The following is a 22,840-nucleotide window of genomic DNA, read 5'->3' as shown; positions in this document are numbered from 1 at the left end:
GTCCCGGTCGGCCGGGATGGGCAGCGTCGGGACGGACGGGCATGCTGCTGACATGTCCTCGTCCCAGCCCTGGAAGGCGGATCTCGCGTCCGGCTTCCTCGTCTTCCTCATCGCGCTTCCCCTCTGCCTCGGCATCTCGATGGCCAGTGGCGTGCCCCCGACCTCCGGCCTGGTCACGGCCATCGTCGGCGGCCTGCTGGCATCGTTCCTGGGCAGTGCCCGCCTCACCATCAAGGGCCCGGCCGCGGGGCTGATCGTCATCGCGCTCGGCGCCGTGACCGAGCTCGGCGCGGGCGACCCGGTGGCCGGCTACCACCGCATGCTCGCCGTCGGCGTGGTCGCCGCGGTGATCCAGATCGTCTTCGCGCTGACCAAGGCCGGCGTGGTCGGCGACCTGATGCCGTCGGCCGTCGTGCACGGCATGCTCGCCGCCATCGGCGTGATCATCGTCTCCAAGCAGGCGCACGTGCTGCTCGGCGTGGTGCCCGAGGGCAAGGAACCGCTGCACCTGCTGGCAGAGGTGCCCCACAGCCTGCTGAACCTCAACCCGGAGGTGTTCCTGATCGGGGCCGTCGGCCTGCTGATCCTGTTCGGGCTGCCCCTCCTCCGCGCGAAGTGGGTGCGGATGGTGCCGGCGCAGATGGTGGTCCTGGTGGTCGCCGTGCCGATGGCGCTGCTGTTCGACCTGCAGCACCCCCACAGCTACGCGGTGGCCGATCACACCTACAGCATCGGCCCCAACTTCCTGATCCGCCTCCCGGCCTCGCTGCTCAGTGCCATCGCGCTGCCCGACTTCTCCCAGGTGTTCTCGGGGACGTCGCTGAAGTACATCGTGATGTTCGCGCTGGTGGGCACCATCGAGTCGCTGCTCAGCGTGACCGCCGTCGACTCGCTGGACCCGGAGAAGCGCACCAGCGACCTGAACAAGGACCTGCTCGCCACCGGGGTGGCCAACCTGGTGGCCGCCTCGCTCGGCGGGCTGCCGATGATCTCGGAAATCGTCCGCAGCAAGGCCAACATCGACAACGGCGCGAAGTCGCACCTGTCGAACTTCTTCCACGGCGCGTTCCTGCTCGCCTCGCTGGCGCTGGTGCCCGCGCTGCTGCAGATGATCCCGCTGACCGCCCTGGCCGCGATGCTGATCTACACGGGCCTCCGGCTCGCCTCGCCGAAGGAGTTCATGCACGTCTACCACATCGGCGCCGAGCAGCTGCTGATCTTCGTGGTGACGATGCTGGTGACGCTGACGACCGACCTGCTGGTGGGTGTCGGCGCGGGGCTGGTGCTGAAGGCGGCGTTGCACGTCAAGAACGGCGCGCCCCTGTCGCGGTTCTTCAACGCCGTGGTCCACGAGGAGCGCGACGGCGACACCGTCACGCTGTCGGTCCACGACGCGGCAATCTTCACCAACTACCTCGGCCTCAAGCGTCGCATCGCCACCCTCGAGCCCGACGTCCGCCGGGTGGTGGTCGACTTCGACAACGCCTGGGTGGTCGATCACACCGTGCTCGCCAAGCTCGATGGCCTGTCGCGCACCTGGAACGACCGTACACTGGAACTCGTGGGACTCGACGATCACGAGGCCTCGTCGCACCACCCGCTCGCTGCGCGCCGCAAGGACCGCCGGCTGGTGACCGCATGAGCCACGACTCGCACGGGGCCGGCGACGCGCCGGCCCATCCGCCGGACGGCAGCCCGCGCGCGCGGCTGCACCACGTGCTCGCGCATGCGGCGCACCTGCTGCCGGCGCAGGGGCCGATCGGCGTCTTCGTCCACCACAACACGCTGCACGCCTTCGAGGACCGCCCCTTCCATCAGGCCGTCCTCGACGCCTCGCGGCTGTACGGCACCGAGCCGTACATGACCGAGAGCGCCTACCGCGCCGACCACCAGCGCGGCCGCATCCGCGACGAGGACCTCGACGCGGTGCTCGCCGACGAGCCCGACGCCCCGATCGTCGCCGGGGTCTCGCGGCGGCGGCTGCGCCGCGCGCTCCTGCATCCCGGCGTGCCGCCGGTCGATGCCGCCACCATCCGCTGGCGGCTCGAGGAAGGCGACCTCGCCGAGTCGTTCGGTCGCGATGGCGAGGCGCGCGCCGCCTTCGAGGTGTGCCTGTCCCGGACGCCGGTGCCGGCGGTCGGGGCCGTTGCGCCGGTCGAGGCGCGCACCGACGACGCCATCCACGGGTGGCTGATCAGGCTGTGCGCCGTGTTCCTCGACCAGGGACTCGCGTACTGGCCGATGCCCGGCCGCGAGGACGGGTTCTATCGCGCCGTGCGTCGGCTCCTGGCCAGTCGCGGCGTGGTCATGTCGTCGGCGCTCGCGGGCGCCGACCGCGCCTTCGCGAGCCAGGCGGGCCTCGGCCTGGACGCCGCCGACGTGATCCTGCGGTGGCTCGAGCGCGCCGGTGTGCCCGACGATCAGTGGGAGGCGACGCTGCAGCGCGAGCTGCTCGCGCTGCCCGGATGGGCGGGGCTCTTCTCGGTGCTGGAGCAGCAGCCCGGCCTCGCGCCGCACGTCCGCGTGCCGTGCCGGCTCGACGACTTCCTGGCGGTGCGCCTCACGCTCGACGAGGTCGCGCGCCGCAACGGCCACGCGGTCGCCCGGCGCACGCCGCTCGCCCCTGCCCAGGATCGGCACGCCGCGCGGGCCGCGGCGCTGGCCGCGGCGGCGGCCCTCGTGGGCCTGCGCGCCACCGATCTTGCAGCGCTGGACGCGACGGCCTGGTCGGGGCTCGTCGACGAGATCGAGGGGTTCGACGAGGTCGCCAGACGGCGGCTGTGGCACCTGGCCTACGAACGCTGGCACGAGCAGGACGTGCTGCGCGCGGTGGCGAGCCATCGCCGCGCCTCGCCGCCGGAATCGCGGCCGCGGACCTACGTGTCGGCGCAGGTGTTCTTCTGCATCGACGAGCGCGAGGAGTCGATGCGGCGCGCCGTGGAGGAGGTCGACGCCACGGTCGAGACGCTGAGCGCCGCCGGCTTCTTCGGCGTCGCCGTCAACTACCAGGGCCTCGACGACCCCCACGGCGTTCCGCTGTGCCCGGTGGTGGTGACCCCGCAGCACGCGGTCTCGGAACGGCCACGCGCCGAGGACGCCGGCTTGCACGAGACGCGCGCCGCGCGCCGGCGGCTGCTCGGTCGGGTCACGCACGTGTTCGGCGTGTCGTCGCGCACGATGCTGCGCGGCTGGATAAGCACGGCCACCCTCGGCGTGCTGACCGCCGTCCCGCTGATCGGCCGGGTGCTCGCGCCGCGCGCCTTCGGTCGCCTGCGCAGCGCCCTCAACGACGCCTTCCTGCCCGAGCCGCGCACCGAGCTGACGCTGATGCGCGACGACGCCGCGTCGTCGGAGCGGGTGCACGGGCTGCTCCTCGGGTTCTCGGTGATCGAGAAGGCCGAGCGCGTGGCGAGCGTGCTCGCGCCGGCCGGCCTGACGCGCGGCTTCGCGCGCCTCGTCGTGGTGCTCGGGCACGGGTCGACGAGCCTCAACAACCCGCACGAGTCGGCGCACGACTGCGGCGCCTGCGGCGGCCGGCGCGGCGGGCCGAACGCGCGTCTCTTCGCGGCGATGGCCAACCATCCGGGCGTCCGGGCCGCGCTCCGCCTGCAGGGCATCGACATCCCGGACACCACGTGGTTCGTCGGCGGCTATCACGACACCTGCTCCGACGACGTGCAGCTGTTCGACACCGACGGTGTGCCGGCCTCGCATGCCGAGGACCTGCAGCGGGTGCGCAGCGTGCTCGATCGGGCTCGCGCGAGGAACGCGCACGAGCGGGCCCGGCGCTTCGAGTCGTGCCGGCTCGATGCCTCCGACGCCGGCGCGCTGGTGCACGTGGAGGAGCGCGCGGAGCACCTCGCGCAGCCCCGGCCCGAGTACGGCCACGGCACCAACGCCGCCTGCATCGTCGGCCGGCGCGCCGTCACCGAGGGGCTGTTCCTGGACCGGCGGTCGTTCCTGGTCTCGTACGACCCGTACGAGGACCCCGACGACACGCGGCTCGGCCGCCTGCTCGCCGCGGCGATGCCCGTGTGTGCCGGCATCAGCCTCGAGTACTACTTCTCGTTCGTCGACAACGAACGGTACGGCTGTGGCACCAAGCTGCCGCACAACGTCACCGGGCTGGTCGGGGTGATGAACGGGCAGGGCAGCGACCTGCGCACGGGGCTGCCGTGGCAGATGGTGGAGATCCACGAACCCGTGCGGATCCTCTTCCTCATCGAGACGACGCCGACGCGCCTGTCGCGGGTCCTGGCCGGCAACCCGGCGCTCGACAACCTCGTGCGCAACGGCTGGATCCGTGTCGCCACCCTCGATCCGGACAGCGGCGTCATCGACGTGTGGCGTGGCCACCGATGGGAGCGCCTCGAGGGCCCCCTGCCGACGCTGCCGCAGGTGCGGTCGTCGCGTGAGTGGTACGCCGGTCGGCGCGAGCACCTCGGCGCCGCCTGGGTGCGGGCCGACGATCGGCCGGCCACGACGGCGACCGCCAGCAAGGAGGCCGCATGGACGCGCTGACCTCACTGGCGCCCTGGCTGCTCGCCGGCGTGGTGGTGGCGCCTGGCGCGCTCTTCGTGGTCATGGGCCTGCTGTGGCTCGCGGGCGGGACGTTGAGCGAACGCGCCATCGGCTGGCTGGGCGCGCTCATGTCGGGCGCCATGCTCCTGGCGCTCGCCGCGGTCTGGTGGGTCGCCCTGGCGGCCGGGTGGGCCGGGTTGCACGTCGATCTCGGGCACTGGTTCGCGGTCGGCGCCTACGAGTTCCCGGTCCGCCTGGTGGCCGACGGCCTGTCGCTGCCGCTGGTCACCCTGACGGTGCTGCTGGCCGGCGTCATCGGCCACTTCTCCCACACCTACCTGCATCGGGAGAAGGGCTTCTACCGGTTCTTCACGTTGCTGCACCTGTTCACGTGCGGCGCGCTGGTCGTCTTCACGGCCGGGTCCCTCGACCTTCTGGTGGCGGGCTGGGAACTGGTGGGCCTCACCTCGGTGCTGCTCATCGCGTTCTTCCACGAGCGGCCCGAACCGGTGGAAGGCGGCCTGCGCGTGTTCGGCGTCTACCGCGCGAGCGATCTGGGGCTGCTCGTCGCCGTGTTCCTCTTGCACCACTGGGCCGGCACCTCGATGATCGGCGACACGGCGCCCGCCCTGACCGCCGCCCAGGCGACGCTGGTGAGCCTCCTGCTGTTGCTGGCGGCGGCCGGCAAGTCGGCGCAAGTGCCCTTCTCCGGCTGGCTCCCGCGCGCCATGGAGGGGCCGACCCCGTCGAGCGCCATCTTCTACGGCGCCATCTCGGTGCAACTCGGTGCGTACCTGCTGCTGCGGCTCCAGCCGCTGCTGGCCACGTCGCGCATCGCCACGGTGGCGACCGTGATCGTCGGGCTGCTGACGGCCGTGCACGGAACCCTGGCGGGGCGCGCCGCGGCCGACGCCAAGACCTCGCTGGCCCATGCCGCGCTCACGCAGGTCGGCCTGGTGTTCGTCGAGATCGGCCTCGGGTTCACCGGGTTCGCCGTCCTGCACATGACCGGCCACGCTCTGGTGCGCACGCTGCAGTTCCTGCGCGCGCCGTCGATGCTGCACGACCACCACCAGATGCACGCCGCCGTCGGCGGTCACCTCACCGCCACCGGTGGGCATTTCGAGCGCCTGCTGCCCGAGCCCGTGCAATGGTGGGCCTACCGGCTGGCCGTCGACCGGAGCCACCTGGACACGCTGATCGACAGGTTGGTGATCGAACCGCTGCACGCGCTCTCGGTGTGGCTCGGACGCATCGACGAGTGGACCAGCCGGCCGCCCGGCGTGCCCGCCGACCTGCGAGCCGCGTCCTATCGGCCACCCGGCGCCGCCACCGCCGGCGGTCGCGCCGACCTCACCGCGCGGTTGACGACGAGGGAGGGCCTCGATGGCTGATCCGAACCTGCTGCTCGTGCTGGGCAGCCTGCTTGTCCCGGCGGTCGCGGCCCTCACGCTGCCCACGCACGCACGCATCCTCCGGCGTGTGGCCGTCACGGCGTGTGCCGTCGCGGCACTGCTGGCAGCGGCGGCTGCCGGGGCATCCACGGTCCTCGTCCAGGGCGACTCCGCGGTGGGCGCGTGGCTCGACGGCGGCCGTGTGCCGGCCCTCGGCGCGGCCATCTACGCTCTGACGGCGATGCTGGCGTTCCTGCTCGCACCGGCACGCGACCTCACGCGCGCCCGCGTCGCCGCCCTGCTGGTCACCGTGTCGGGTACGGTGACCGCCTGCGTCGCCGGCAATCCCGTGACGCTGCTGGTGGGATGGACCGTCGGCGCGGCGCCGTTCGTGGTCGGGCCGTTCGCGTCCGGCGCGGCGTGGCGTCCGCGCGCGGCGCTGGCGGCCTCGTGCCTCGCGCTCGGGGCCGGCGTGGCGCTGATGCTGACGAGCCCCGGGGGGCACGGCATCGCGGCGTTCGCACGCCTGGCCGGCACGCATGCCGGCGGCCCGGCGGCCTTCGCCCTGGTGATGCTGGCCATCGTGCTGCGCAAGGGGATCTTCCCGGCGCACGCCTGGGTGGCCGACCTGGCCGAGCAGGGCGGATTGCCGATCTCCCTGCTGGTCAACGGTCACCTCGGCGCCGTGGTGCTCGCGCGCGTGCTGATCCCGGTGTTCCCCGACACGGTCGGCTCCGCGTTCGTGCTGCTGTCGGACCTGGCGTTGTTCACGGCCTTGTATGCCGCCGTGCGCGCGGTGGCCGAGCCGCGGCCGGCGCGCATCCTCGCGCTGCTGGTCCTGAGCCAGTCGGCGTGCATCCTGGCCGGCCTCGAGAGCGGCACGGCCGAAGGCACCACCGGCGCCTTCGTGCACCTCGCGGTGGTGGCGCTGTCGACGACGGCGTTGTTCGGCGTGCTGCGGGCCGTCGAGGCGCGTGGCGGCCATCTCGACCTGTCGCACCATCAGGGCCTCGCGCAGGCGATGCCTCGGCTCGCCGTCGGCTTTGCGATCGCCGGGCTCGCGCTCGTCGGGATTCCGGGCACGCTCGGCTTCGCGGCCGAGGACCTGCTCGTGCACGGCTCGCTGGCGTCGCATCCGCAGGTGGGCCTGCTGCTGCCGATTGCGACGGCGCTCAACGCCGTGTGCCTGTTCCGCCTCTTCAGCCGGCTGTTCCTCGGAACGGCGCGCCCGGCGGTGACGGGGCTGGTCGACGCGTTGCCGCGGGAGCGATGGGCGCTCACCGCCATCATCGTGCTGCTCGTCGCCGGCGGTGTGGCGCCCGGCCTGGTGCTGGGATGGACCGTCGAACCGGCGGCCGCACGCGCGCACAGGACCTCGGCCCCCGACGCGCCGTCGGTCCGCACCGTCTCCCTCCAGCAGGGCCGCGCCTTCGAGTAAGACCGTCGGCGCTTTCGCGCGGGCCGTCCACCCTCGGCGGTCCGCGCGCTTTTTCCCCGTCCCTGCTCGTCGCGGCTCGCGACTACCCAACGATAGACTTCCGCGGCGCGCCCCGAAACAATCTGCGTCGACGGCCCTCCCGAGGATGTACAGTCGGGCTGGCTCGATGGCTTCCATCCCACGCGTCGCGACGCTGGCGTGTCTCCTTGCCTGGGCACTGGCCGGCAGTGTCATCGCCCAGACCGCGCGCGTCGGGGCACCACCCGCGCTCGTCGTGCTCCTGCAGTCCTACGACCCGAGCTCCGAGTGGGAGCACGACGTCTCGGAGGGGCTCTTCGACCGGCTGACGGAGGGCGGCATCAGCGTCGATCTCCGCGAGGAATACCTCGACGCGCGGCGGCACGGGGGGGCGGCGTATCTCGGCCTGATGCGTGACGTCCTCGCGGCCAAGTACGCCAACGCGCCGCCGCGCCTGGTGGTCACCTGCGACGATGCGGCGCTCGAGTTCGTGCTCACGCACCCCGAGGTCTTCACCGGCATCCCCGTCGTCTTCGGCGGCGTGCAGGCCCGCGGCCTCGTCGACCGCGTGCCGCGCGCCCGGGTGACGGGACTGCGCGAGGAGTTCCGCATCGACAGCATCGTGGCGACGGTGCTGGCCGCGCGGCCCGGGACGCGACGGGTGTTCGTGGTCACCTCGGCCGACGCCGGCGGCGAGGGGTTCCAGGCGCAGTTCGCGCAGGTGGCGCCCCGTCACCCTGGGGTCGCCTTCGAGTCGCTCTCGGCGGCATCCACGACCTTCGAGGCGCTCCTCGACCGCCTGCGCACCGACGTGGCCCCCGAAGACGTCGTGCTCGCCTCGCCCGTGATCGCCGATGTCACCGACCGGGCCCTCGACGCCCGCGACACGATGCCGGCCATCGTCGGTGCCTCGCGTGCGCCGGTGGTGGCCATCGCCTACGACACGCGCGAGCAGGGATTGCTGGCAGTCACGTCCGGGACCGGCGTGTCGCACGGCCGGCTGATCGGCGCCAGGGCGCTGCAGGTGCTGGCCGGCAGGTCGCCGGCCTCGATCCCGATCGAGGTGGACACCGAGACGCCGCTCGAGTTCGACGCGCGCGTCTTCGGCCGCTACGGCATCGTGGAGGAGAACCTCCCGCCGGGCACGATCGTGGTGCACCGGACGCCGCCGACGTTCTACCAGGCGAACTGGCGGGCCATCTGGTCGGCGGCAGGCTTCATCGGCCTGCAGTCGGCAATCATCGTCGGCTTCGTGCTCAACGTGATCCGCCGCCGGCGCGCCGAGGCCGTGCGCGACGACCAGGCGCGGGCGCTCATCTCGGCCAACCGCGCGCTCGAGGAGAGCAACCGGTCGCTGTTGCGGGAGCAGGACGAGCGGGCGCGCGCCGAGCAGGAACTGCGGCACGCCCAGAAGATGGAGGCGGTCGGCCGGCTGGCCGGCGGCGTCGCGCACGACTTCAACAACCTGCTCACCGTGACGCTCGGCTACTGCGAGCTCCTGCGCGCCGGGATGCGCCAAGGCACGACGGAGTTCGAGGCCCTCGAGCAGATTCGCAAGGCGAGCGAGCAGGCCGCGACGCTGACCCACAACCTGCTCGCCTTCAGCCGCAAGCAGGTGGCGCGGCCGACCCGCATCGAGGTGACGCCGGTGGTCCGCGGCCTCGAGCCGATGCTGCGCCGCTTCTGCGGCGAGCGGGTGTCCCTCGCGCTGCACCTGTCGGCCGAGGCCGGTTGCGTCGAGCTCGGCGCCGGCCAGCTCGAACAGGTGGTGATGAATCTGGTCATCAACGCCGCCGACGCCATGCCTCAGGGCGGGGCCCTGACAATCGCCACGCGTGCCGACGCGGTCGAGGCCGACGGCCCGGCACCGGCCGGCCTGCGGCCGGGCAGGCACGTCGTGCTGACGGTGGCCGACACCGGGACCGGCATGGACGCCGCGACGCGCGCGCGCATCTTCGAGCCCTTCTTCACGACCAAGGAGATCGGCCGCGGCACGGGGCTCGGGCTGGCCACCGTCTACGCGATCGTCACGCAGCAGGGCGGGCGCATCGCGGTGGACAGCGAGATCGGCCAGGGCACCACGTTCACCGTCTGGCTGCCGGCCGTGCCCTGCGGCGACACCCCGAGCGGCGGCGCGACCGAGGTCGCGCGGGCCCGCAGCGCCTCCGTCGTGCTCGTGGTCGATGACGAGGCGGAGCTCCGGACGCTGGTCTGCCTGTTGCTGCGCAATGCCGGGTACACGGTGCTCGAGGCGTCTGGCGGCGAGGCCGCGTACGAGGTCGCGTCACGGCACGAGGGACCGATCGACCTGCTGCTCACCGACCTGGTGATGCCCGAGCAGGATGGCTTCACGGTCGCCCGGCGCCTGCGCGAGATGCGCCCGGACATCGCGGTGGCGTACATGTCCGGCTACACGGATCATCTCGAGACGACCGCCGACGACGCGATGCTGCTGCTCGGCAAGCCGTTCCTGCCGCAGGCACTCCTGACGCACGTGCGTCGCGCGCTCGAGGAAGGCCGGCGGCCGCGCTGATGCCGTCGTGGCCGCCCGGCAGAAGCCACCCATGGTGCGTGGCGGTCTGCTACAATCGGCGGTCGTTCCCGGCTGCGCACGCCTCGCGTGCGACTCCCCTGTGATGGCGGCAGCGTTCCTCTCGCACTATCGCCTTCTCGGCCTGCTGGGTGTCGGCGGCATGGGCGAGGTCCATCGTGCCGAGGACACTCGCCTCCGCCGCGAGGTGGCGATCAAGATCCTCCATCCGGAGGTCGCGACGTCCCGCGAATGGCTGAGTCGGTTCAGGCGCGAGGCGCGCCTCGCCTCGTCGCTGCAACATCCGCACATCTGCACGATCCACGAGCTCGGGGAACACGAGGGCCAGGCCTTCATCGTGATGGAGCGGCTCGATGGCGTGACGGTCCGCGAGCTCATCGAGGACGGACCGATGCCCGCCGGGCGCCTGATCGGCATCGCGCGGCAGGTGGCCGACGCGCTCGACGCCGCGCACCGGCGCGGCATCATCCATCGCGACATCAAGCCCGCCAACCTGTTCGTCACCGACGGCGATCACGTCAAGGTGCTCGACTTCGGCCTGGCGCGGCTGGCGTCTGACGAAGCCGTCGCGACGACGCACTCCGGCGCAATCCCCACCGCCGATCCCTCGTCGGCCGCCCAGGGGCCGGGCTCGGGCTCCCGGCCGCTGCACCTCACGCAGACCGGCATGGCGATGGGGACCGTGTTCTACATGTCGCCGGAGCAGGCGCGTGGCGAGCCGCTCGACCCGCGGACCGACCTGTTCTCGCTGGGCAGCGTGCTCTACGAGATGGCAACGGGCCGCCGCGCCTTCGAGGGCGACGAGGTGGCGCAGGTGCTCGGCCGCATCACGCAGGGCGTGTTCGTGCCGCCGCGCTCGCTCAATCCCGCCGTGCCGCGCGCCCTCGAGGCCATCATCGTCAAGCTGCTGGCGGCCGACCCGGCGCAGCGCTACCAGCGCGCCAGCGACCTGGCGACCGACCTGGCCCGCGCCGACGCGCCGAGCGGCGCCGCGCCACGGGTGGGGCCGGCCGGCGTGCCGGCTGCGAACGCGGCGCGCCCGGCCTGGGCGCAGGTCGCGCTGGCGGCCTCGGTGCTGGCGGTGGCCGGCAGTCTCGGGTATGCGTGGTACGCCCGTCGCACGCCGGCGCTCACCGACCGCGACAGCATCGTCATCGGCAGCGTGGAGAACGCGACCGGCAACCAGGTGTTCGACGACACGCTGGTCACGGCGCTGAAGGTGCAGCTGGGCCAGTCGCCGTTCCTCGACGTCGTGTCCGACCAGCGCGTCGGCGAGACGCTGCGCCTGATGGGGCGCGACGCGGCGACCCGCCTGACGCACGACGTGGCGCGCGAGGTCTGCCAGCGGCTCGGCGTCAAGGCCATGATCGACGGCCGGCTCGCGCCCTTCGGCAGCCACTACCTGCTCACCCTGGCGGCCACCGACTGTCGCACCGGCGAGACGCTCGGGCGGATGCAGGCCGACGCGTCGGGCAGCGAGGCCGTGCTGACCGAGCTCGGCACGCTGGCCTCGCAGCTGCGCACCACGCTCGGCGAGTCGCTCCCGTCGCTGGCCCGCTTCGACGTCCCGGTGGCGCAGGCGACGACGCCGTCGCTGCCGGCCCTGAAGGCCTATGCGCTCGGGCTCGAGGAGCGCCGGCGGGGCCGCGAGCTCGAGTCGCTGGCCTTCTTCAAGCAGGCGATTGCCCTCGACCCGAACTTCGCGCAGGCGCACGCGACGCTCTCGACGGTCTATGGCGTCATCGGCGAGCTCGAGCGGAGCGAGCGGCACGCGCGCGAGGCGTTCGCGCACCAGGAACGCGTCAGCGAACGCGAACGCTTGTTCATCCGCTACCAGTACCACGACCGCGTCACCGGCAACCAGGACGCGGTCGTCGAGACCCTCCTCGCGTGGCAGGCCGCGTACCCGCGCGACTTCGTGCCCGCCAACGCGCTGTCGGTGGTCTACAACCGCCTCGGCCAGTACGAGAAGGCGGTCGCCGCCGCGCAGGAGGCGCTGCGTCGCAGCCCGGCCCACCCGTTCGCGGTGTCCAACCTCGCCGTCGCCCAGCGCGGCCTCGGGCGCTACGACGAGGCACGCCGCATCGCGCAGGAAGGGGTGGCGCAGGACTCGGCGACGATGCCGACACGCCGATTGCTGTACCAGCTCGCCGTGATGGCCGGCGACCCGTCGGCGGCGCAGCAGCTGACGTGGGCCAGGGGGCGCCCGCGCGAGTTCGACCTGGTGGCCGCGCAGGGGCAGATCGCGATGTTCGAGGGGCGCTGGCGCGAGGGCGAGGCGCTGTACCGCCGCGCCGTCGACCTCGCCGTGGCGCGCGGCCTGCCCGGCAACGCCGCAGGCCAGATTGCGCACCTGGCCTGGCTGGAAGCCGTGTATCGCCCGGGGCCCGACCTCGGCGCCCGCGTGACCCGCGTCCTCGCCCTGGTCCGACCCGCCGACGAGGCGGGCGGCGTCGGCCGGTTCCGGGCGGCCGCCGCGCTCGGACTGGCGGGCCGCGAGGCCCAGGCCCGACAGATGGTCGAGGAGGGGGAGCGGCGATCGCCCGAGTCGACCTACGTGCGCACCGTGCTCGCGCCCGTGGCGCGCGGGGCGATCGCCATCCACGCCGGACGTCCCGCCGACGCCGTCGCCGCGCTCGAGCCCGCCCGTGCCACCGAGGCCGGTGGGCTCGGTGCCCTCGTGCCGCTGTACCTGCGCGCCGAGGCATTGCGTCTGCAGCGGGCCTGGCCGGACGCCGCCCGCGAGTACGAGTCGCTGGTACGCCACCGCGGCACCGACCCGTACGCGCCGATGGTGCCGCTGGCCTGGCTCGGCCTGGCGCGGGTGCGCGCCGCCGCCGGCGAGACCGCGGCGAGCCGTACCGCCTACGAGATGGCCTTGGCGTTCTGGCGGGCCGCCGACGACGACTTCCCGCCGCGACGGGTGGCGCAAGCGGAGTACGATGGCCTCACGCGCGTGCCGTCGACGACTGCCGGGGCCCCGCCCACGGCAACGTCGGCGCGCCGGGCGCCCTGACCGCCGGAACCCGCTGCCCGTGACCGTCGATTCCCCCGCGCCGCGCCAGATCGCGCACTATCAACTGCTCGAGCTCATCGGGCAGGACGGGGCGATCGAGACCTGGCGGGCCCGCGACGCCCGCCTGCAGCGCACCGTCGCCGTGCAGGTGCTGCGCCGCACCGCGGACACCACCCCCGAGGCCGTCGAGCGCTTCCGTCGGCAGGCGCACGTGGCCTCGTTGGTCACCCATCCGCACATCTGCGCCGTGCACAACTGGGGTGAGGAGCAGGGCGAGCCCTACGTCGTGCGCGAACTGCTGTCGGGACAGCGGCTCGACGAGATGCTCGCCGACGGGCCCCTGCCGATCGAACGCGCGCTCGACCTCGGGATCCAGCTGACCGGAGCCCTGTGTGCCGTGCATCGTCGCGGCCTGGTCCACGGCCACGTGCGACCGTCGCAGATCCGGGTCACGCTCGACGGGCACGTGAAGCTGCTCGGCCTCGGCGCCGCGGTCGCCGACCCGTCGGCCGCAGGCCCGGACCTCGGCGCCTTCGCCACCACTGCCGTCGACATCGAGCCCCCGGTCCCGGCGGCGCTCGACGAAGGAGACCCGTACCTGTCGCCGGAGCAGGTCGCCGGCCACCCACCAATCGCGGCCAGCGACGTGTTCTCGACAGGCGCCTTGCTCTACGAGATGGTGACCGGCGTGCGCGCCTTCGCGGGCGCGACCGCTGCCGACGTGTCGCGCGCCATCGTGACGGCGGTGCCGGCGCCGCCGCGCCGCCTGAACCGGCGTGTGCCGTCCGTCCTCGCGGGCGCGATCATGCGAGCGCTCGAGAAGGATCCGCACCGCCGGTACGCGTCCTCGCAGGACCTGCTCGACGCCTTGCGCGAGGCGCGCCGGCGCCGTGGCCCGCGGGCCCGGCTGGCGGCGATGGGGCGGTGGCCGCTCGCGGCGGCGGGGCTCGTCGTGGGGCTCGCGGCGGCGGGCGCGGCCGCGTGGCATCAGGGCTGGCTGCCGGGCGCTGCCGGCTCGCCCCGTCCCCGCAACACGGTGCTGCTCACCGATATCACCAACGGCACGGCAGACCCGGACTTCCAGGGCACCCTCCGGCAGGCCGTCGGCGTGTACCTGGGCCAGTCGCCGTACCTCGACGTCGTGTCCGACGAGCGGATGCGCGACGGGCTGAAGATGATGGGACGGCCGGCCGATGCCGCCCTCACGCACGGCGCCGCCGCGGAGCTGTGCCAGCGCCTCGGCGTGCAGGCGATGCTGGAGGGCAGCGTCTCGGCGGCCGGCCGCAACACGCTCATCGTCCTGGTGGCGACCGATTGCGAGACCGGCGCTGCCATCGCGCGCGAGCAGGCCGAGGTGCCGAAGAAGGACGACGTGCTGCGCGTGCTCGGCGAGCTGACGGCCTCGGTGCGCACGGCGCTCGGCGAGCCGCGCACGTCGTTGTCGGCGCACAACGTGCCCATCGAGGACGCCACGACGCCCTCGCTCGAGGCGCTCAAGGCCTACACCGAAGCCGCGGCGCGCCGGGCCGCCGGCCAGGAGATGGACGGCATCCGCTGGCTCGAGAAGGCGATCGCCGCCGACCCGGGCTTCGCGCTGGCGTACACGACGCTGTCGTCGGCGTACGGCGGCCTCGGCGAGACGGGCCGCAGCGAGACCTACGCGCGACTGGCCTACGAGAAGCGCGAACGCGTCAGCGAGCGCGAACGCCTCTTCATCACGTACCAGTACCACGACCGCGTCACGGGCGACCAGGTGCAGGCGCGCGAGGCGCTGGAGGTGTGGAGCCGCACCTACCCGCGCGACTATCGCGCGCCGAACGCGCTGGCCGTGCTGCTCAACCGGCTCGGGGAGTTCACCGCCGCGGCGGCCGAGGCCGAGGAGGCGATGCGACGCAACCCGGCGCACGCGTTCCCGTACTCCAACCTCGCGCACGCGCGCCGCGGCCAGAACCAGTTCGCCAGCGCCCGCGCCGTGGCCGAGCGCGCCATCGCGCAGAACCTCGAGACCGTGCCGATGCGCCGGTTGTTGTACCAGGTGACGCGGTTGCTGGGCGACGATGCCGCGGCGCAGCAACACGTGACGTGGGCCGCCTCGCGACAGCGCGGGTTCGACATCGTCGGCGCGCAGGCGCAGGATGCCGCCTTCCACGGCCGGCTCGCGGAGGCGCGGGCCCTCTTTGCGAAGGTGATCGAGGCCGCGGAGGCCCAGAAGTTCACGCAGGTGTCCTCCGGGTACACCGCGTGGGCGGCGCTCACCGAGGTGCTCTACGGCGATCGCGGGCGCGGCATCGCGCAGGCGCGTGAGGTGGCACGCACGTCCACGGCGCCCGAGCCGGCGCTGCGCGCGGCGCTGGCGCTGGCGCTGGCCGGGCTCCCCGACGAGGCCGAGGGCATTGTCGCCACGCGTCAGCGCGCACGGCCCGCCGACACGTTCCTCCAGTCGGTGTACGTGCCCGTGGCCCGTGGCGCGATCGCACTGGCCCGGCACCGTTCGGCCGAGGCGCTCGAGGCCCTGCGTCCCGCCTCGCCGTCGCAGTTCGGCTTCATCGCGGCGCTCGCGCCGACCTACCTCGAGGCGCGCGCATACGCCGAGGCCGGTGCGCCCGACCAGGCGGCGCGCATCTATCGCCAGATCGTCGAGCATCGCGGTACCGATCCGTTCTCGCCACTCGTCCCGATGGCGCAACTCGGCCTGGCCGAGTCGCTGCTCGCCGCCGGCGACCGCGCCGGCAGCCGACAGGCGTTCGACGTCCTGCTCCAATGGTGGCGTGCTGCCGACGACGTGCCGGGGTCGGTCATCTCGGCCGCGCTGGCCGCCGAGCGTGAGCGTCGCGTCGCCGAAGCTGCGGCGACGCGATAGGAACGCCGAACGCCGAGCACCGAACAGCTAGGCGTGGCTCCCGCGGGCTGGCCGGAGCGCGTGCCAGGTGAGGACGCACGCGCACGCGAAGAACACCAGCGCGTGGATCGTGCGCGTGGTCCAGGGCGCCCAGGGCCAGGGCACGTCGAAGAACGCGAAGTTCAGCCAGAAGTAGAGCCACGCGCTCGCCAGCAGCGTGACGCGCAGGCCGTGGCCGTCGTCGCGCCGGCCGGCCGCGCCTCGCACCAGCCACCAGGCGAGGCCACACGCCAGCCCCAGCGGCAGCACCACGTAGAGGAACACGCCGATGGGTGGCGCCAGCTGGTGCTGCTCGAACACCAGGCGGCCCGCGGTCTTGCCGGCGATGGGCAGGAGCGTCACCGGGAGGGCGATGGCGGCCGGCGACCAGCGTCCGGTCGTGACCAGCGCCAGCGGCAGCACGCCCATCAGCAGTGACACGTCGGCGTAGCGCCCGAGTCCGGGCAGATCGGTGAACTCGGCGATCGTGAGCAGGGCGACGTGCACCGCGAGCCCGGTCCACTCGATCCACGGCGACAGCCATCCGCCCGGCGCGTGGACGTCGGCCGCGTCCGCGAGGGGAGCCCACGAGGCCGGCGCGGCGACCAGGGCGCGGTGTCGCCACGCACCGAGCGCGACGCACAGCCCCATCACGCCGCCGAACGTCGTCTCCATGGCGTTCCACCAGTTCACGAACGGGTCGAAGGCCGCCCACAGGCCGCGGCTGAACGTGTCGGGATGCCAGGCGTGGTACGCCTGCAGGCACTGGCCGAGCGGGAACCCGAGTGCACCGCCGAGCAGGCCCCATCCGAGCAGGCGTGGCGCCAGGCGATCTCCCCGCCACCGCGTGTAGATGCCGAGTGCGGCGAGGGCGAGCAGCAGGCCGCCCCACACTTCGCGCCTCGGCTTCAGGTCGACGACATCGGGCCGCCAGTACCAGCTCGCCGAGAAGTAGAGCCGTGGCAGCAGGCGCTCGGCCGGCACGTACGGCTCGTTCAGCAGCCACACGCCCGCCATCGCCACGGCGACCAGCGCCAGCATCAGCAGGGCGAGCTCGCGCGAGCGGTACCGCGTCGTCCCGAGCCCCATGCCGAGGCACGCGCCGAAGAAGCCGATCCACACCGCGCCCTTGACGGCCAGCCCGGTCAGGCCCCACCGCAACGCCGCGAGGTTGCCGACCAGCGCCGCGTCCTGCGTGAGGCCGATCGTCTGGCCGTAGGTCATCGCGCCGCCGAAGCCGACGCCGATCGTGCCGAAGGCGACGGCGCGCATCGCCCACGCCGACGAGGCACGCGGGCGCAACCCGAGCACGATTGCGAGCGACACGAGCAGGCCCGCGATCATCGCGCCCGTCTCGTGGCCGTACTGCCCGCGGATGCCCCACCCCATCGCGCCGGCCGCGGCACCGGCGAGCAGCAACGGGTAGGGCCCGGCCTCCGACCGGGCCGTTCCTGGCGCACGCCGCGCGTCGCTCACCGCAGGCCGCTGACGAACTCGATGAGGTCGCGCACCTCGCGGGGCTTGAGCACCAGGCCGAGCGGTGGCATCGCCGACACCGGGTCGGTGCGCTCGGCGATGTCGGCCTTCCTGATGCGGCGTGTCTCGGCGGGGGTGCCGGTGAGCACGACGACCTCGGCTTCGGTCTCCTCCTTCAGCGTCCCGTCGATGCGCGAGCCGTCCTTCAAGGTCAGGCCCACGGTGCCGAAGCCTGGCGCGATGCGCTTGTTCGGCTCGGTCAGCGCCTCGAAGATCTGCTCGCGGGTGAGCGTGGCGCCGATGCGCGTGAGGTCGGGCCCGACGTCGGCCCCGCGACCGCGCAGCGCGTGGCAGCGCGTGCACTCGGCCAGCGGGTTGTTGTTGAAGACCTGCTGTCCCTTGCGCGCGTCGCCGCCGGTGAGCGAGGCGGCGCGAAATGCCTTGATGAGCGCGTCGGCCTGCTGCTTGCGCTGGTAGGCCTCGAGCCGCTGCTGCAGCGCCTCGCTGCCGTCCACCTGCACCGCATCGACGAGATCGATCTGCAGGCCCGGCGCCAGGCGGCCGGCGTCGAGATCGTCGAGGTAGGTGGCCAGCAACGCGCGCGCCTCCGGCGACTTCAGCGTGCCCAGCACCTCGATCGCGCCCTGTTGCTCGGCCAGCCCGCCGGTCCTGACCACCGAGCCGAGGTGCTCGGCCTTGGCCGCCGCGGGGATCGGGAGGCCTGGCAGGAGCGCCAGCGCGGCACGTCGCACGGTGGCATCCTTGTCGGCGAGGGCCGTCTGCATCAGCGCGCTCATGTCGCCGGCCTTCATCGCCTGCAGGCCGCGCAGCGCGGCCGTGCGCACGAGCACCGACGGATCGCCGGCGAGCTGTGCCTGCAGCACGGGCGCCGCCGCCTTCGCGCCGATCCGACCCGCGGACTCGGCGAGCGCCACCTTCACGTCGACGTCGACCTTGGGCTGCCCCTGGGCGTCCTGCACGAGGCGCTCGACGGCGGCACGCGCTGCCGCCGCGTCGCGCGGCGGCGCCGTCGGCCTGACGGGACGGGCCCCCGGCCGGCGCGCGGGCGCCTGCGTCGACGCGAGCACCGGGCGCGGGAACGTGGCCTCGGCGACCGGGTCGGCGCCGGCACGCCGCGGTGCGGCAATGGTCACCTGCGCGTGGTAGAAGCCGTCGACGCGGTCCATGGGGGAGGGGTCGCTCCAGGCGCCGAGCGCGGCAATCGCCTCGACCCGCAGCTCCGTGGCTGCCTCGGCACGCCGAGCGAAGGCCTCGATGCGGGCCACGGCGTCGGCCGTGCCGAGCCGGACGTTGGCGTTGATGGCCCGGCGCACGAGTGGCTCGTTGGTGACCGGCACGTCGGGCAGCAACGCTGCGAGGGCCGGCACCGCTCCCGCAATCCCGTCATCGTCGTTGATGGCCCGGGCCGCGTCGGTGACCACGGCCGCATCGGCGTCCTGCAGGAAGCGCGCGACGCCCGCATGCCGCAGGCGCCTCAGCGCCACCACGGCCGCCAGCCGCACGCCCCGCGATCCGTGCGTCGACAGCGCCTCGAGGGCCGCCGCGTCGCCGATCGAGGCGAGGGCGCCGGCACCGGTGTGCTGCAGCCACTGGTCGCGGCCGTCGTTGGCTGCCAGCATCGCGATGATGGGGGCGACGGCGGGGCGGTAGCCGAGCCGACCGAGGGCCTCGGTGGCGAAGAACCTGGCGCGCGGCTCGGCGTCCGAGAGCAGGGGCAGCAATCGCTCGGCCGCGGCGGCGTGGCGGACGTCGCCGAGCAGCCGGGCAGCCTGGGCGCGGATCTCGCCGTCGGCGTCGGACAGGAACGGCACGAGCTCGGCGGCGTGGGCGGGCACCTTTCGCGCCAGCTGCGCGACGCCCCACATGCCGTGCAGCCGCGCATGCAGGCTGTCGCGGTCGCGCGCGGCCCCGAGCAGGGCCTGCACGTCGCCGCGGCGCACGAGATCGAACTGTGCCTTCTGCCGCACGCGCATGTCGGCGTGTCGGAGCAGGGCCACGACGCCGGCCACCGGCCGCTGTGCGAGGTCGGCGCCGAGCAGCGCCTGCACCTCCTTGCGGATCGGGCTTCCGGCCGTCGCCGGCGTGTCGACGCGCCAGAGGCGGCCGTTGTCCTTGGAGTCCCAGCCGGTGATCCAGTCGGTGAGGTAGAGCGCGCCGTCGGGGCCGAACTTCATGCCCACGACGAGGATGCCCCGCGTCAGCAGCGTCTCCTTGTCCTTGCGGAAGCCGGCGCCGTCGGGCGCGAGCGTGAAGCCGTACACGCGGCCGCCGGGCGCGGCGCCCTGGAAGCTCGAGACGAAGAAGTGGTTCTTCCAGGCGTCGGAGAGCGCGGTGCCGGGGTTGTAGGCCATGCCCGACGGGCCCGCGTACCAGTTCTCGATCGGCGGCAGGATGTGCGTGGCCTGGCCGTCGTGCCGCGGCTTGAACAGGCCCTCGCGCATCCAGACGTTGTAGCGGTTGTTGCGCGGATCGGTGTACTTGCCGTACTGCCAGTTCGAGCGCCAGCCGCTGTCGGACCCGTAAGGCAGGTAGACGAGCCGCTCCTTCTCGCCGGCGTGGTCGCCGTCGTTGTCGATGCTGATCAGGTTGCCACGGTCGTCGAACGAGAACTCCTGCAGGTTGCGGATGCCGGTGGCGAACACCTCGAAGTTCGAGCCGTCGGGTTCCGATCGCAGGACGGCGCCCTGGTTGGGCAGGCTCCACGTGCGCCCCGCCTTGTCGACCATGTGGAAGCCGATGTCGCCCACCTCCCAGTACAGCCGCCCGTCGGGGCCCATCGTGACGCCAGACACCCCGTGCCCGCCGAAGGCCGGGTGCGTGTTGAAGCCTTCCGCGATCGGGGTCCGCTGCTCGTACACGCCGTCGCCGTCGACGTCACGCAGCCGGTACACGCCGGGAGGGCCGCCGACGATCAGCGAGCCGCCCTGCGACAGGACCCCGCCGAGGATGTCGAACGCGGGGTCGTCGTTGAAGCCCTCGAAGACGAGCCGCGACTGGTCGGCGCGCCCGTCGCCGTCGGTGTCGCGGATGCGGTAGATCCGCTCCTTCATCTCGCGCATGTCGCGGATGTCGCGCGACCCGTCCTTGTTGAGATCGGGAATCCAGCCGTTCTTCTCGCTGTTGGCCGGCGCCATCACCTTCCGGTAGAAGGCGCGCAGGTCGGCCGTACTGCGCAGCGTGTGCACGGTGGCCATCCAGTCCTGGTGGCCCCGGATGTCCAGCGGCATGTTGTTGCGGGTCGTGCTGGTCACATACAGCGTGCCGTCGGGATCGATGTCGATGGCGACGGGGTCCACCAGCAGCGACTCGGGCGCCCACAGCGAGAGCTCGACCCCCTCGGCCACGTCCACCGACACTCTGGCGCGCGCCTCGGCGGCCACTCGCGCGGCGTCGGCGGCCGGCAGCGTGACGACCGCACCCGGCGTCGCCGGCGGGCGCGGCGTGGCGGGGGCCTGCGCGCCGCGGAGCATGACACTCGAGGCCAGCGACAACCCGGCCAGGACGAGGAGGGACGACCTGCGACGATTCATGGGAACCTGCAGATCTATCACGATCTGCAGCCCCGTGGACGCTCAGGCGAGGCGCGTCGCGCGGACCAGCTCCTGGAGCGCGATCGCCAGCTCCCGGGCGGTGAACGGCTTGGCCAGGAAGGCCGTCCGGGGCGGGAGCGCCCGCACGTCGAAGTCGGGCGTGAAGCCGGAGACGAGCAGGACCTTGAGGCGCGCGTGCCGGTCCAGCACCTGGCGCACCATCGTCAGTCCATCCATGCCAGGCATGACGATGTCGGCCACGAGGACGTCGACGTCGCTGTGTGCGTCGAGCAGCGCGAGCGCCTCGTCGGCCCTCGACGCGGCATGGACGCCGTAGCCCTTGTGGCGCAGCGCCTGCTCCATCAGGCGGAGGATCGCCTCGTCATCGTCCACGAGCACGACGCGTTCGCTGCCCGACCATGCATCGGCGCGGGCGACGGTCGAGGTGAGCGCCCCGGGCAGGCTCCGGAACCACAGCGTGACGGTGGTGCCGACGTCGGGAACGCTGTCGATGGTCATGCGCCCGTCGAGTCGATCGACGAGGTCGCGGACCGAGGACAGACCGAGTCCCGTCCCCCGGCCTTCCGGCTTGGTGGTGAAGAACGGTTCACAGGCCCGCGCGATCACCTCGGGCGTCATGCCCGTGCCGGTGTCCTGCACCATCAAGGCCATCCATCGTCCCTCGTCGGGCGCTCCCTCGACGCCGCCCTCGGCGACACGCGTGGACAGCGTCAACGTGCCGCCGTCGGGCATCGCATCACGCGCGTTGACGACCAGGTTGAGCAACGCCTGTTCCAGGGCCGGCACGTCGGCGCGGATCGACTCGCCCTCGGCCGCGAGGTCCAACTGCACCGCCACGTCCCGCCCGACCAGGCGCCGCATGCTGGCCTCGAGGCGACCGACGATGGCGGCCGGGTCGACGTCCTCGATGGCCGCCTCGCGGGGGCGCGCCAGCGCGAGCAGTTGCTGGGTGAGCGCGGTGCCGCGCTGCGTCGCCTCGACGATCTCGCGCACCAGATCGCGCGCCGGCGGCGCGGTCACGAGGGGCTCCAGCAGGGCGCTGGCCGCCGTCATGATCGTGAGGACGTTGTTGAAGTCGTGCGACACGCTGGCGACGAGCCGCCCGACCACCTCCATCTTCTGCGCGTGGCGCAGCTGTGCCTCGAGCTGCTGCCGGGTGCGGAGGTCGTGCAGCATGCCCGTGAAGACACGCCGCCCGAACAGGGTCGTCTCGCTCACCGACAGCCGGACGGCGATCGCGCGCCCGTCGCGGTGCCTGGCGATGACGTCGCGGCTGGTGCCGATCACGTGGGGTTCGCCGGTCTCCGAGTACCGGTGCAACCAGCCGGCGTGCTCGCGAGCCTCGGGCTCCGGCATCAGGATCTCGATGGCCTCGCCGGCGAGTTCAGTGGGCGTCCAGCCGAGGAGCGCCTCGCATGCGTCGTTGGCGAGCGTGATGCGCCCGTCCTCGCCGATCACGATCACCGCGTCCGGTGCGGCCGCGAGAATGCCGGTCAGCCGCGCCTCGCTCTCCAGCGTGCGGCGGAAGCGGTCGCTCGCGTCGCGCAGCACCCAGAGGAGCAGGTCGTCGCCGACCCGCGTCGCCGCCCAGTCGTAGTAGCCGCCAGCGTAGGTGGTGCGCTCCGTCCAGTCGAACTCGCCGCGCTCGGCCTGCCCGGAATCGAGGACGCGCATGCAGGCGCCGAACGAACCGTTCTCGACCATCTGTGGCCACAGCTCGGTGCAGCATCGACCGAGGGCGGCTTCGGGGGCCGGCTGGCCGGCCCGCGCCTGCCGGTTCATCCAGACCAGGGTCATGTCGACGGCGCGCCCGTCGGCGTCGCGCACCGCCCGACTCAGGGTGCAGGCATCGGGCAGGGACTCGAGGACGTCGACGAGCGTGTAGAGGCCGAGTGCGTGCAGGTCGGCGTTTTCCGGGTTACCGGACATGGGCGGCTCGACTACCATACACCTCCCGGACCTACTCGATCAGGAGT

10 protein-coding genes are annotated in these 22,840 nt (G+C 73.1%); 7 read left to right on the top strand and 3 right to left on the bottom strand.

Annotation, left to right across the window (positions count from 1 at the left end):
* Positions 1 to 52: 52 nt before the first annotated feature.
* The 7 genes from TBR22_RS20350 to TBR22_RS20320 all read left to right on the top strand — a co-directional run bounded on the left by TBR22_RS20350 (position 53) and on the right by TBR22_RS20320 (position 15,798).
* A complete protein-coding gene (locus tag TBR22_RS20350; protein ID WP_239489666.1) occupies positions 53 to 1,642 on the top strand; it encodes a SulP family inorganic anion transporter in 1,590 nt (529 codons plus the stop codon).
* On the top strand, positions 1,639 to 4,521 hold the full coding sequence (locus TBR22_RS20345; RefSeq protein ID WP_239489665.1) for a DUF2309 domain-containing protein: 2,883 nt from the start codon (positions 1,639 to 1,641) through the stop codon (positions 4,519 to 4,521). The genes TBR22_RS20350 and TBR22_RS20345 overlap by 4 nt, the downstream gene beginning before the upstream one ends.
* Positions 4,509 to 5,915, top strand: a complete 1,407-nt coding sequence (locus TBR22_RS20340; protein ID WP_239489664.1) for a proton-conducting transporter membrane subunit — start codon at positions 4,509 to 4,511, stop codon at positions 5,913 to 5,915. Before TBR22_RS20345 ends, TBR22_RS20340 begins: the two co-directional genes overlap by 13 nt.
* Entirely contained in the window at positions 5,908 to 7,353 is a 1,446-nt protein-coding gene (locus TBR22_RS20335) for a proton-conducting transporter membrane subunit (RefSeq protein ID WP_239489663.1), read from the top strand. Before TBR22_RS20340 ends, TBR22_RS20335 begins: the two co-directional genes overlap by 8 nt.
* A gap of 166 nt (positions 7,354 to 7,519) precedes the next feature.
* Positions 7,520 to 9,904: an ATP-binding protein gene (locus tag TBR22_RS20330; RefSeq protein ID WP_239489662.1), complete on the top strand. Its 2,385-nt coding sequence runs from the start codon at positions 7,520 to 7,522 to the stop codon at positions 9,902 to 9,904.
* 103 nt (positions 9,905 to 10,007) lie between these two features.
* Positions 10,008 to 12,938: a serine/threonine-protein kinase gene (locus TBR22_RS20325; protein WP_239489661.1), complete on the top strand. Its 2,931-nt coding sequence runs from the start codon at positions 10,008 to 10,010 to the stop codon at positions 12,936 to 12,938.
* Between the two features lie 19 nt (positions 12,939 to 12,957).
* The gene (locus TBR22_RS20320; protein WP_239489660.1) at positions 12,958 to 15,798 is read left to right on the top strand and encodes a serine/threonine-protein kinase; all 2,841 of its coding nucleotides are present in this window, start codon (positions 12,958 to 12,960) and stop codon (positions 15,796 to 15,798) included.
* Positions 15,799 to 15,825: 27 nt separating this feature from the next.
* Here the strand turns inward: TBR22_RS20320 and TBR22_RS20315 are convergent, their stop codons facing one another.
* Genes TBR22_RS20315 through TBR22_RS20305 form a run of 3 tightly spaced genes read right to left on the bottom strand, consistent with a single transcriptional unit; the run spans position 15,826 to position 22,793 of the window.
* Complete coding sequence (locus tag TBR22_RS20315) at positions 15,826 to 17,292, bottom strand: hypothetical protein (protein WP_239489659.1); 1,467 nt, start codon at positions 17,290 to 17,292, stop codon at positions 15,826 to 15,828.
* The gene (locus tag TBR22_RS20310; RefSeq protein WP_239489658.1) at positions 17,289 to 20,843 is read right to left on the bottom strand and encodes a HEAT repeat domain-containing protein; all 3,555 of its coding nucleotides are present in this window, start codon (positions 20,841 to 20,843) and stop codon (positions 17,289 to 17,291) included. The genes TBR22_RS20315 and TBR22_RS20310 overlap by 4 nt, the downstream gene beginning before the upstream one ends.
* Positions 20,844 to 20,885: 42 nt before the next feature.
* Positions 20,886 to 22,793 (bottom strand): PAS domain-containing sensor histidine kinase, encoded by a 1,908-nt coding sequence (locus TBR22_RS20305; protein ID WP_239489657.1) that lies wholly within the window; start codon positions 22,791 to 22,793, stop codon positions 20,886 to 20,888.
* Positions 22,794 to 22,840: the final 47 nt, after the last annotated feature.

The sequence above is a fragment of the Luteitalea sp. TBR-22 genome (assembly GCF_016865485.1).
In the GTDB taxonomy this organism is placed as follows: Bacteria; Acidobacteriota; Vicinamibacteria; order Vicinamibacterales; family Vicinamibacteraceae; genus Luteitalea.
Note: the sequence above shows the minus strand (reverse complement) of the source record. Positions and strands in the feature narration are given on the sequence as shown.

Coding starts and splice junctions, on each gene's coding strand:
- TBR22_RS20350 (WP_239489666.1), top strand. CDS start 53: ATGTCCTCGTCCCAGCCCTGGAAGGCGGATCTCGCGTCCGGCTTCCTC.
- TBR22_RS20345 (WP_239489665.1), top strand. CDS start 1,639: ATGAGCCACGACTCGCACGGGGCCGGCGACGCGCCGGCCCATCCGCCG.
- TBR22_RS20340 (WP_239489664.1), top strand. CDS start 4,509: ATGGACGCGCTGACCTCACTGGCGCCCTGGCTGCTCGCCGGCGTGGTG.
- TBR22_RS20335 (WP_239489663.1), top strand. CDS start 5,908: ATGGCTGATCCGAACCTGCTGCTCGTGCTGGGCAGCCTGCTTGTCCCG.
- TBR22_RS20330 (WP_239489662.1), top strand. CDS start 7,520: ATGGCTTCCATCCCACGCGTCGCGACGCTGGCGTGTCTCCTTGCCTGG.
- TBR22_RS20325 (WP_239489661.1), top strand. CDS start 10,008: ATGGCGGCAGCGTTCCTCTCGCACTATCGCCTTCTCGGCCTGCTGGGT.
- TBR22_RS20310 (WP_239489658.1), bottom strand. CDS start 20,843: ATGAATCGTCGCAGGTCGTCCCTCCTCGTCCTGGCCGGGTTGTCGCTG.
- TBR22_RS20305 (WP_239489657.1), bottom strand. CDS start 22,793: ATGTCCGGTAACCCGGAAAACGCCGACCTGCACGCACTCGGCCTCTAC.